The sequence below is a fragment of the Orenia sp. genome (genome assembly GCF_055140805.1).
Map to the genome: position 1 here is coordinate 1 of NZ_JBSQYM010000092.1, position 11,655 is coordinate 11,655.

Below are 11,655 nucleotides of genomic sequence, written 5' to 3' on the forward strand. Positions count from 1 at the left end.
GATGTGTATAAGAGACAGAGGCAATGTAATATTAAATTATTTTATAGGAGCAAGTCAATAGTATCTAAATATATACTCAAAAGTGTATAGGAATAGAAAAATATACTTATAGTCCTAACATATTATAAGTATATTGCTATTGACTTGCTTTCAAGCGTAAGTGAGTGTTTTGTTACGAAAGTACATTACACGATGCCTTCGTGTCCTTTGGACACTTTGTAATAAAAGGCGTTAACTACGATTATATAGAAAGTTAAAAACTTACCCTTGGATGTATCCTTCAGTCTGAGGCTCTAAGAGTATGGCAGGATGACCGACTTCTAGTTAGGTGAAGTCAAACACCCAAATACATGAACTCTATATTGTCATTCGCAAGAAGGAAAATTCCCTAAAGGAGAATTGTCAGAGATGACTAAAAATTATGCTTTTGTGATTGATAAAAATGGTAAAAAGTTAGCACCAACTAATATTAATAAAGCATGGATATTAATACGTAGGAAGAAAGCAAAATTAGTTAATAAATATCCAATGTCAATTCAATTAAATTATGAAGTTGAAGATGATGAGGAAGAATGTCAATTTATTTGTGGAATAGATGATGGAAGTAATCATGTAGGTATTGCCATAGTACAAAAATGTAAAACAAGAAATAAAGCTGTATTTAAAGGTACTATTGAGCAAAGAAAAGACGTAAAGGGATTGATGGATACAAGACGTGGGTATAGAAGATATAAAAGAAGTCATAAAAGATATCGTCAACCTAGATTTGATAATAGAAGTTCATCTACAAGAAAAGGTAGAGTTGCACCTAGTATATTACAAAAGAAAGAAGCTATTATTAGAGTTATAAACAAGTTAAGAAAATGGGTTAATATAACTGAGTTTTATCTAGAAGATGTGGCGATAGATATAAGAGTTTTGACAGAAGGAAGGAAACTTTATAAATGGCAATACCAAAAATCTAACAGATTAGATGAGAATATAAGAAAAGCTGTTATCCTCAGAGATAAGTGTAAATGTATGGAATGTTCTAAATCAAACTGCATGTTAGAAGTTCATCATATCGTGCCAAAAAGGTTAAAAGGTGCTAATAGTTTAAGTAACCTTATTACATTATGTAGTAATTGCCATGATAAAACAGAAGGTGTTGAAGAAAAATATATTGATCATTATCAAAAGATGATTGATGGTAATAATGTAAGGTTTGATTATGCACAACACGTTATGCAGGGTAAAACTTGGCTTAGAAAAGAATTAAGTAAATTAGGAAAACTTACTTTAAGTACTGGTGGGGATACTGCAAATAAGAGAATAGATTGGGGTATTGAAAAAAGTCATAGTAATGATGCTATTATAGTTGCTGATTTAAAGATTAATAATGATGAATGCGATATAAAAGATTGGATAATTAAACCTATGAGAAGAAAATCTAAAGCTAAAGTAGAAGAATTAAAGGGTTTTAGACATAGGGATTTAGTTAAATATACTAAACGTAATGGAGAAAGTTATATTGCCTATATAACAGCATTATATCCTAATAAAAAGCAATGTAATATGACTACCATAAAAGGAAAAGTTTTAAAAAGGTATGGAATTAAACCTTTGAAATTATTATGGAGGTTTAATAAGATATATTGGTTTGAAAAAAGTGTATAAGATATACTTTTGAATACATTTTAGTACATTTTAAAGAGGAGGTTTATAATGCGCAGATTATTGTTGTTTTTAATCGTAGTTGTATTTATTACTATTATTATCCCACAGGAACTAATAGCATCAGAGTATAAGTTGACTGTGGATGACCAGCTTTATATTTCTGTTTGGGGGCATGAAGACTTAAAGCAGGAGGTCAGTGTGGGCCCTGATGGTAATATTTCATTTCCTTTAATAGGTGATCTTAAAGCGGAAGGCTTAACCCTTAATCAACTGACTGATATAATTATTAAAGAGTTAAAAGAGTATGTTAAAATTGAACCTTCCTATGTGAATGTGGTTTTGAAAAGCTATAGAAAGGTTAGGGTAATGGTCTTAGGTGAGGTTGATAAGCCTGGAACTTATCAGCTAGAACCACAAAGTAGGGTGTTGGAATTAATCTCCCTTGCTGGTGGCTTAAAGGAAACGGCTGATTTAAGTAACGCCAAGTTGACTAGAGGTGAAGAAAGTTTAACTATTAATTTAGAAAATTTATTAGCTGGTAAGAGCACAGAGATGAATTATCTGTTAGAGGAAGGGGATGTTCTTTATATAGGTGATGAATCTATCGAGGTTAATATTGTAGGAGAGATTAGTAGTCCTGGTAGATATAAATTAAAGCAAGGAGCTACTATCAATGACTTGATTGCTCAAGCAGGTGGGATAACCACAGATGCTTCTAATCAGGTCAACTATGTATCAGAGGGTGTAAAGGAAGAGCTAAATTTAGATAAGATAGTGGCTTTTGATTCAAATAGTAATAAGTTATTAGAAGACGGTGATAGTGTTTATATTGAGAAGGGTAAATATAGCTTAAGAAAATCATCTTTTTGGACTAATCTTTTCTTCTTTGTAGGAGGATTGAATGGTATAAAGAATTTAACAGAGTAATTTTGTGATCTAATTATAGAAAATTCAATTGATTATAGTAGTTGGGAGGAGAAAGATGGAACAGTTTGAGCAAGATATGATAGAGATAGATTTGCGTGAGTATTTTAATATAATCTGGTATCGTAAGTGGTTTATTATTGGTGCAATGATAGTAGCTCTATTAGCAAGCTATTTTATTAGTATTAATATGACCAAGATATATCAATCGTCTACTCTAGTGATGGTCAAAGAGGATAATGGAATGGAGAACTTATTCAGTGATCAGTTATCTTTGGGGATGGGGAAGAATAATAAGGTGGCTACTTATACCGAAATTCTAAAAAGTAGAAGAATTTTGAATAAGGTTATTGAAAAATTAAATTTAAGAAATCAAGAGACAGGGGAATTAATCTCAACTAGAGGATTAAGAGAGATGATCTCTATTAGTGCTGGAGAGCAGAATAATTTAATTGATATTACTGTAAATTACTCAGATGCAGAAGTAGCTAAAAAGATAGCAAATACTTTGGTGGAAGAGTTTAGAGAAGAGAACCGTGAAATGAATAGTATTGAATTAAAAGGTGCAGATAGATTTATTACTACTCAACTAGATAACACTGAGAGTAGGCTGGCTGAATTAGAGAACCAATTGTTAGAGTATAAAGAGAAGCATGGGGTTATTCTACCTTCAGAACAGGGGAAGGTTACTTTAGAGAGATTAACTGAGGTAGAAACAGCTAAGGCTAAAGCAGAAGTGGAATTAAAAGAGAGTAGAGTTAGTTTAGCAGATGTAAATAAGAAGTTGGCTGAAGAGGATAGAGAAATAGTATCTACTAAAGTAATAACTGACAATCCAATAGTCAAGACTTATCAACAGCAATTGGCTAATTTAGAAGTTGAACTAGCAGGTTTAAGAGAATCATACACTGACAAGCATCCTAAGGTGTTAGAGTTATTAAAAAAGAGAGAAGAGATTAAAAACCGCTTAGAAGAAGCAGTAACTGAAATAGTAAGTTCTAAAACTAAGACGATTAATCCTCTTTATAGCTCTTTAAAAAGTAAAGTAATTAGCTTACAGACTAATATTATCGCTACAGAGAGCCAACTACAGACTTATAGATCACAGATTAATCAGATAGAAAAAGAGTTAAGTGCCTTACCGAAAAAAGAACTTGCTTTAGCTAGACTGCAAAGAGAGAGTAAGGTGACTGAAAGTATTTATACTATGTTACGCCAGAAGAAAGAAGAGACACAGATTCAAGAGGCAATGAAGACATCGGATATTATAGTGGTAGATTCAGCAATTGCTAGCGAGCGTCCTATTAAGCCTAATATTAAGTTGAATATGGTGATTGCTATGATGTTAGCGATATTTGTAGCTGTAGGTATAATCTTCTTGATTGAATATTTAGATACTACAATCAAGGATGAAAGTGATGTAGAGCGATTGACAGGATTACCTGTATTGGGTATGACTCCTCATTTAGATATGATAGATCATTCTCAAGGTTATGGAAGGGGAGAATAAGATGTTGAATATATTTAGCAAAAATAAACAAAAAGATAGTCGAAGCCTTTTAAAGACTCGTAATAATGAATTGATAGTTAAGCATAACCCGAAATCTCCTGCTTCTGAAGCTTATCGTTCTATTAGAACTAATATAAGTTTCTTAAGCCCTGATAATCCTTTGAGTAAGATAGTAATAACTGGTAGTGGTCCTAGTGAAGGAAAATCCTTGACTATTGCTAACTTGGCTATTTCTATGGCACAGAATGGAAAGAAGGTTATCATTATAGATGGGGATATGCGTAAACCAATGCAGCATAAGTTCTATGATTTACCTAACTTTGAAGGTTTGAGTAATATCTTAACAGGTGAAATTGAGTTTGAAGATGGATTAAGAGAGACAGGGATAGATGGATTGAAGGTTATCACAACAGGAACTATTCCTCCTAACCCTGCCGAATTATTGAATTCAAAACGTATGGAAGAAGTAATTAGTAGAGCAGATGAGCAAGCTGATATGGTCTTTATAGATACACCTCCTGTGATTGCAGTAACTGATGCTGCAGTCCTATCTAATAAGGTAGATGGGACAATACTGATAGTTGCTTCTCATCAAACTGAAGAATCGATGATAGTTAGGGCTAAGGAACAATTAGACAAGGTTAATGCTAATATTATTGGAACGATAATCACTAAATGTCCTGTCAATAATAAAGGAGGATATTATAACTATTACTATTATTATGGAGGAAGTTTTAAATCGTAGGATATTTAGTTGATAGTTGATAGTTGATAGTTGATAGTTGATAGTTGATAGTTGATAGTTGATAGTTGATAGTGAATAGTGAATAGTGAATAGTGAATAGTGAATAGTGAATAGTGAATATACTTCGTTAATTAAATAATAATATCAAATTTTAAGATAAATAAGTATATTAATTTCTTTTCTGGGAATTTTAATTCAGATAATATTCCTAGGAGAGTGATTGATTTGAGAAAAGATGACAGTATTGTTTATCAGAAGGCTTTTGATTTTTCTGTTGCTATAGTAAAATTATATAAATATTTGTGTAATGAGAAGAAAGAGTATGTTCTAGCTAAGCAATTATTAAGGTCAGGAACGAGTATTGGTGCAAACATACGTGAGGGGTTAGAAGGGCAAAGCAAAAGGGATTTTATTGCTAAATTATCTATTTCATTAAAAGAGGCTTGTGAAACTGAATACTGGTTGGATTTATTGGTTGCTAGTAATGTATTAAGTGAAAATAGAGTTTGTTCATTGTTGCTAAATATTGAAGAAATAATAAAATTATTAACAGCTATTTTGCGAACAAGCAGAAAGACAGTTGACAGTTGATAGTTAATAGTTAAGGTATAAATAAGAAAATAAATTACTAGTCAAAATTAGAGGATTATGTTAGTTTATAGTTATGGCTTTAATTATACACTATACACTATCAACTATACACTCAGGAAGGGGGTTACAAAAAGTGATAGACATTCATACTCATATTCTACCAGGTGTCGATGATGGTGCTAAAGACTTAAATGAGTCATTAGAAATTGCTCGTGAAGCAGAGCGGCAAGGAGTTAGTACTATTGTAGCTACTCCTCATTATATGGAAGAAGGATACGGAATCAGTCCTATTGAAACTGAAAAACTGGTTGAAAAATTACAAGAAGAGATTGATAGAGCAGGTATAAAGGTTAGGATTTTGTCAGGAGCAGAGGTTTATATTATGCCTAATCTAGCTAAGCGGGTTAAAGAAGGTATGGTGGCAACTATTAATAATAGCAGATATATTCTAATAGAATTTCCGATGACTAAGATTCCTGATTATACTGATGATCTACTTTATGATTTAAAGGTAATGGGGTATACTCCAATTATTGCACATCCTGAACGGTATAGAGAGATACAGAGCAATCCTAATCGATTATATTATTGGGTGAAGAGTGGCCTTTTAGCCCAGATTAATGCAGGGAGTTTATTGGGGATGTTCGGTTCTAAAGTAAAGGAGACAGCAGAACTTCTGGTAGACCATAATATGGTACAATTGATTGCTTCTGACCTTCACTCTAATACTAGAAGAAGAGAATGCTTAGAGGAAGGATTTTCTAGGTTGAAGGAGAGGGTTGCTCAGAGAGCTGAACTCTATCTCAAGAATGCTCAAACTGTGATAAATGATGGTGATGTTAGGGTTAATGGATTATGTAAGTATGAGCAGAAAAGAGGACTTTTTGATAGATTAAAGAGAAGGTTGAGTTTTGGTTAATAGTAGTTGAGTAGTTAGTATAATTAAAAAATTACTAGATTTATTATATTTATATAGGTAATTTTCAATTCTATCTAAAATCACTTGAAAATAATCCGTTATTTGTTATAATAATAACAGTAAATTCATTTTTTGACAGATATAATATTCAATGTTGAATTTCTGTTATTTAGTGGAGATTATTAAACTTATTAGTTATTTTATGTTGGGTTGTATAAGTTTATTTTTGATAGCTTATATAAGTTTTGGTATTATAAGATTAGAGGAGGGCTAAGTGTGAGGAGTTATTTTTTTATGTTTTTATCTAGTTTGGTTATGTCTTTGTTATTAACACCATTAGTTAAGAGATTAGCTTATAGAGTAGGTGCAGTAGATCACCCTAATCATAGGAAGGTTCATAGCAATGTTATGCCTAGATTAGGTGGATTGGCTATATATATATCTTTTATTATAAGTTCCTTTATTTTTTTGGATTTTAATTCGAATTTTAAGGCGATATTATTAGGATCTGCTATTATAATTATTCTTGGAATAACAGATGATATAATTGGTGTAAAAGCAAAGGTTAAGTTAGTAGGTCAAATCCTAGCAACAATTCCTCTCTTAGCTTATGGATTACAGATTAACTTTGCAAGTGATATTATTTTAATAGAGGTTTTTGGGACAATATTAACGGTTTTTTGGGTTGTAGGATTAGTAAATGCAGTTAATTTAATAGATGGATTAGATGGTTTAGCAGGAGGGGTATCTTTAATTGGGGTATTATCTCTTGCTATGGTAAGTTTAATACAAGGGAATTTGTTAGATGTTAGTTTATCCGTTCTCTTAGCTGGTGCAATCTTAGGGTTTTTAAGGTATAATTTTAATCCTGCCGAGATATTTATGGGAGATACAGGTAGTATGTTTTTAGGATATGCTGTAGCTAGTATCTCTTTACTTACAATAGGTAATAGTACAGAACTAGTTACTTACTTGATTCCTATATTGGCATTAGGTGTACCAATTTTTGATACAAATTTTGCTTTTTCAAGGCGGTTAATTAATGGAAAGCATCCTTTTACTCCAGATAAAGAGCATATTCATCATAGATTTATTAACTTTGGATTAAATCAGAAACAGACAGTATTGACTATTTATTTAATTTCATTGGTTTTTGGCTTAACCTCTATTTTATTGGCTAGATACAATAGTTTAACTAATCTATTGTTGATCTTTTCAATCTTAATGTTACTCTTCTTATGGTTAAAAGAGTTTGGAATTATTAGACTTGGCAATAGTTTAAAAGCAGAGCCAATTGAAATTCTTGGTGAAATTAGATATAAATTAGTTGAGTTAGAGAAGGTATTTGATGATGAGCTGGAATTAGCAGGTTTTCATAAGGAGATAGGTCAGTTAGAAGAACTTGTGGCTAAAGTCCCTAGTTTTGTTTATAGTCAGACCTTTAATGAGTTAGCAGCTACTAAAGAGCAAAGAACATATAAAACTTTAAGAGATAGGGTTTATTGGTTAATTGAAATTATCGATTATATTGTTGATAATTATCAGTATAATAAAGAGAATTTGAATTATATCTTTGATAATGAAAAGAGTAATCTGTTGAATATTAATTATAATCTTAAGGTTTAAAAGATAGTTTACAATTGACAATTTACATTGTACAATTAAGATCAAAGAATAAAGAGTAAAAAATATTAAGATTTTCAATTGGAACTTAATCAGTGAAGATCAGTATTCAAAAAAGTTTTAAGAGCTTGAAGTCAAGAGACTAATTGGACACAGATTAACACAGATAAAAGCTGATTAAAGAATAAAAGATATAAAGGTATTAAGTTTATTGAATTTTAAATGTTTCAAATCAGATTTTAATCAGTGAAATCAGTGTCAAAACATTGTTTTAAGAACTTAAAAACGAAAAATTATTAAATTTATACTATTATATAAAATATTAAAGAAGGTTATTATTATGAGTTATTTGCATGAAAATTTGACAGAAAAGATAATAAAAGCTTTTTATAATGTTTATAATGAGCTAGGATATGGATTCTTAGAGAATGTGTATGAGAATTCTTTAATAGTTGAATTGGAAGCTATGGGATTAGTTGTTGAAAATCAGAAAGAAATAAATGTTATGTATAAAGGCAGCAAAGTTGGTTTTTATAAAGCTGATATTATAGTAGAGGATAAAGTTATAATAGAAGTAAAAGCTATATCGAAGTTAATTAAAGTCCATGAAGTACAGTTAATAAATTATTTAAAGGCAACTGGTATGAGAGTTGGATTGCTAGTTAATTTTGGTCAAAAATTAGATTTTAAAAGAAGGATATTTTAAAAAGATTAAAGTCAAAAGAATATATTAGACACAGATTAACACAGATAAAAGCCGATTAAGAATAAGAGATATAAATATATTAAGGTTGTTTAATCTTAAATATTTCAAATCAGATTTTAATCAGTATAAATCAGTGTTCAAAAAATTGTTTTAAGAACTTAAAGTCAAAAGAATACTTAGATACAGATTAACACAGATAAAAACGGATTAAGGTATTAAAAAATTATTAAAGGTTTTAAATCGGCATTTAATCAGTGGAAATCAGTGTCCAAATAGGGTTTAAGAACTTAAGGATTTTTAGTTGTTATTAAGATAGGAAGGTGATAAAATGATTACACCATTAATCATGGCTGGTGGAGTAGGAAGTCGTTTCTGGCCATTAAGCCGTAAGGATAGACCTAAGCAATTTCTTAACCTAGTAGATAAGGATCGCAGCATGATTCAAGCTACAGTAGATAGAATCGGTAAGCTAACTGCTCATGATAATATCTTCATTGCTACTAGCCAAGAGTATGTAGAGAAGATGCAGGAGCATCTACCAGAGATTCCAGTGGAGAACCTGACAGTAGAGCCGATGCGTAGAAATACTGCAGCTTGTATTGGATTGGCTGCTCTTTATATAGAGAGAAAGGACCCAGAGGGAGTAATGGTTGTTTTACCTTCTGATCATCTGATTATAGATGAAGAGAGATTTCTAGATACTGTACAAGCTGCTGTTGAGGTAGCTGAAAGAAAAGATAACCTAGTTACAATTGGGATTGAACCAAGCCATCCTGAAACTGGATATGGCTATATTAATTATGAGAATAAAGTTAATGAGATTAATGGACATGAAGTTTTTGAAGTAAAAGCTTTTACAGAGAAGCCTAATAGAGAGCAGGCTGAACGCTTCTTGGAGGCAGGAACCTATCTCTGGAATAGTGGGATGTTTGTCTGGAAGGTCTCTACCATTCGTAAGATGTTTGAACTGTATATGTCTGAACTTCATGAAGGATTAGAAAGAATGAAATCAGCACTTGGAACAGCTAAAGAGGAAGAAATTCTCAAGGATGAATTCGAGAAATTAGCTGATATTTCGATAGATTATGGTATAATGGAGAAGGCAGAGGATATCTATGTTATTCCAGGTTCCTTTGGTTGGGATGATATTGGTAGTTGGCCTGCTCTGGAACGTGTAGAGAAGAGGGACAAGCATGGTAATGTAATTCGTGGACATCATATCGGGATTGATACTAAGAATACGATTGTTCATGGTAATGGAAAGATAATTACTACTGTGGGATTAGAGGATATAGTGATTGTTGATACTGATGATGCTATCTTGATATGTGATAAGAAGCGGGCACAAGAGGTTAAGGAAATTAGAAATTTGTTAGCTAGTAAGGGGTTGGATAAGTGCCTTTAATATTGTAGGAATTTATAATGTATAGATAATTAAAGGGGTATATAGTGAAAATCTATGTATTTTTAAAGATGGAATTTAGTTGATAGAAGCTCATTCAACTAACATTAAATTATTTTAGGGAGATATTAATAGAATGAAAAAGAAAATGGTCATGTATTTTGATAGAATGAAAAATGTACACTTAAATAAAGATGTGGGTTTAGTTGCTCATTTTATATCAAAACAATATAATTTAGATTTGGAATATGTTACTGCTGATGATTGTACTTTTGATGAATTTAGAGGACATAAAATAACTAAAATAAAAAGAATGCCTAATTATAGATATAATATTTACTTTTATTTATATTTGCTAAAAAATGCGAAGTCAATAGATTATTTAATGACAATTCATTGTAGACCTTATAATTTATTTATAGGTATGTTATATAAAAAATTAAATCCTAAAGGTAAATTTTATATAAAAATGGATTTAGGGTTCAATAGTGAACTCAAAATAGAACAAAGTGATGATCTTATTGAGAAGTCAATTAAGTTATTAAAAAAGAAGTATAGAAAATTAAAATTTAGTTTTATTAAGTATGTTGATTTATTAAGTAGTGAAATTATTGATGTTTATGAAAATATAAGAAAATACGGATTATATGGTAGAAAAGTAGCGGATAAATTAACTTTAATGTGCAATGGTATGGATAATGAAAGAGTTGATGTTAAGTTAAAAAAATATTGTGAGAAGGAAAATATAATATTAACTGTAGGAAGATTAGGAACTTATGAAAAAAACACTGGTTTTTTTCTTGATGTAATAAAGAGGTTAGATTTAAAAGGATGGAAAGTAGTGTTAGTGGGTCCTATGTATGATCAATTTGAATATAAAATAAAATTATTTTTCTTAGAGAATCCCAACTTAAGGGAAAAAGTGATTTTTACTGGAAATATCAGTGATAGAAGTGATGTTTTAGAGTATTATAATAAGTCGAAAGTATTTTGCTTAACTTCAAGATTTGAATGTGCTGCTCAGGTTTACGCCGAATCGGCATATTTTTCTAACTACATTATAACAACTAATGTGGGAGGAGCAAAAGAAATTACTCAGGATGAGAAATATGGAACAATATTACCACAAGGTGATATAATTAAGTTTAAAGAAGTATTACAAAGTATTATTGATGGTGAGATTAATTTAGAAGAAAAGTATAATATGATAACAGACAGAAGAGATGAAATAACTTGGGAGAGTCTAATAAAAAATAATGAAAAAATAGATAATGTTTTTGGAGAGAAGCAATGAGAACAAAAAATTCGATTTTAAATGTCTCTGTAGAATGGATATATTACTTTTTTAATATTTTAATAAGTTTCTTTCTAGTCAGAATTTTAATAAAAAATTTAGGAACAGAAATTGCAGGATTAAACTCTTTTTTTCAACAAGTTATAGGATATTTAAATTTGGCAGATTTAGGTTTTTCAGTTGCAGCAACTTATAAATTATATAAACCTATAAGAGAAAGAAATCAGGAGAGAATAAGTAATTTATTTTATGCATTGAATAGGATCTGTCTCTTATACACATCTC

Annotated in this window: 10 protein-coding genes and 1 pseudogene; all 11 read left to right on the top strand. The window is 30.6% G+C overall.

The annotated features are described in order from the left end of the window. Positions 1 to 408 precede the first annotated feature (408 nt). Positions 409 to 1,656 (top strand): RNA-guided endonuclease IscB, encoded by a 1,248-nt coding sequence (gene iscB, locus ACTCDL_RS10045; protein ID WP_463176305.1) that lies wholly within the window; start codon positions 409 to 411, stop codon positions 1,654 to 1,656. A 48-nt stretch (positions 1,657 to 1,704) separates the two neighbouring features. After that, complete coding sequence (locus ACTCDL_RS10050) at positions 1,705 to 2,583, top strand: SLBB domain-containing protein (RefSeq protein ID WP_463176292.1); 879 nt, start codon at positions 1,705 to 1,707, stop codon at positions 2,581 to 2,583. Positions 2,584 to 2,638: 55 nt separating this feature from the next. Further along, complete coding sequence (locus tag ACTCDL_RS10055; RefSeq protein WP_463176294.1) at positions 2,639 to 4,090, top strand: GumC family protein; 1,452 nt, start codon at positions 2,639 to 2,641, stop codon at positions 4,088 to 4,090. Between the two features lies 1 nt (position 4,091). Beyond that, a complete protein-coding gene (locus tag ACTCDL_RS10060; RefSeq protein WP_463176295.1) occupies positions 4,092 to 4,835 on the top strand; it encodes a CpsD/CapB family tyrosine-protein kinase in 744 nt (247 codons plus the stop codon). A 225-nt stretch (positions 4,836 to 5,060) separates the two neighbouring features. After that, positions 5,061 to 5,426 carry a four helix bundle protein gene (locus ACTCDL_RS10065; RefSeq protein WP_463176296.1) on the top strand — a complete coding sequence of 122 codons (366 nt, stop codon included), beginning with the start codon at positions 5,061 to 5,063 and terminating at the stop codon, positions 5,424 to 5,426. A gap of 133 nt (positions 5,427 to 5,559) precedes the next feature. Continuing rightward, positions 5,560 to 6,345 carry a tyrosine-protein phosphatase gene (locus tag ACTCDL_RS10070; RefSeq protein ID WP_463176297.1) on the top strand — a complete coding sequence of 262 codons (786 nt, stop codon included), beginning with the start codon at positions 5,560 to 5,562 and terminating at the stop codon, positions 6,343 to 6,345. 276 nt (positions 6,346 to 6,621) lie between these two features. Then, positions 6,622 to 7,971 (top strand): glycosyltransferase family 4 protein, encoded by a 1,350-nt coding sequence (locus tag ACTCDL_RS10075; protein ID WP_463176299.1) that lies wholly within the window; start codon positions 6,622 to 6,624, stop codon positions 7,969 to 7,971. Between the two features lie 337 nt (positions 7,972 to 8,308). Beyond that, on the top strand, positions 8,309 to 8,674 hold the full coding sequence (locus tag ACTCDL_RS10080) for a GxxExxY protein (RefSeq protein WP_463176300.1): 366 nt from the start codon (positions 8,309 to 8,311) through the stop codon (positions 8,672 to 8,674). 328 nt (positions 8,675 to 9,002) lie between these two features. Then, the gene (locus ACTCDL_RS10085; RefSeq protein ID WP_463176301.1) at positions 9,003 to 10,079 is read left to right on the top strand and encodes a mannose-1-phosphate guanylyltransferase; all 1,077 of its coding nucleotides are present in this window, start codon (positions 9,003 to 9,005) and stop codon (positions 10,077 to 10,079) included. A gap of 133 nt (positions 10,080 to 10,212) precedes the next feature. Then, positions 10,213 to 11,370, top strand: coding sequence for a glycosyltransferase (locus ACTCDL_RS10090; protein WP_463176303.1), 1,158 nt, complete (start codon positions 10,213 to 10,215; stop codon positions 11,368 to 11,370). After that, positions 11,367 to 11,655, top strand: a pseudogene (locus ACTCDL_RS10095) (sugar transporter); the annotation flags it as partial. The gene ACTCDL_RS10090 and the pseudogene ACTCDL_RS10095, both read left to right, overlap by 4 nt.

Excerpts from the sequence above, each read along its gene's own strand:
- iscB (WP_463176305.1), top strand. The coding sequence starts at position 409 with ATGACTAAAAATTATGCTTTTGTGATTGATAAAAATGGTAAAAAGTTA.
- ACTCDL_RS10050 (WP_463176292.1), top strand. The coding sequence starts at position 1,705 with ATGCGCAGATTATTGTTGTTTTTAATCGTAGTTGTATTTATTACTATT.
- ACTCDL_RS10055 (WP_463176294.1), top strand. The coding sequence starts at position 2,639 with ATGGAACAGTTTGAGCAAGATATGATAGAGATAGATTTGCGTGAGTAT.
- ACTCDL_RS10060 (WP_463176295.1), top strand. The coding sequence starts at position 4,092 with ATGTTGAATATATTTAGCAAAAATAAACAAAAAGATAGTCGAAGCCTT.
- ACTCDL_RS10080 (WP_463176300.1), top strand. The coding sequence starts at position 8,309 with ATGAGTTATTTGCATGAAAATTTGACAGAAAAGATAATAAAAGCTTTT.
- ACTCDL_RS10085 (WP_463176301.1), top strand. The coding sequence starts at position 9,003 with ATGATTACACCATTAATCATGGCTGGTGGAGTAGGAAGTCGTTTCTGG.
- ACTCDL_RS10090 (WP_463176303.1), top strand. The coding sequence starts at position 10,213 with ATGAAAAAGAAAATGGTCATGTATTTTGATAGAATGAAAAATGTACAC.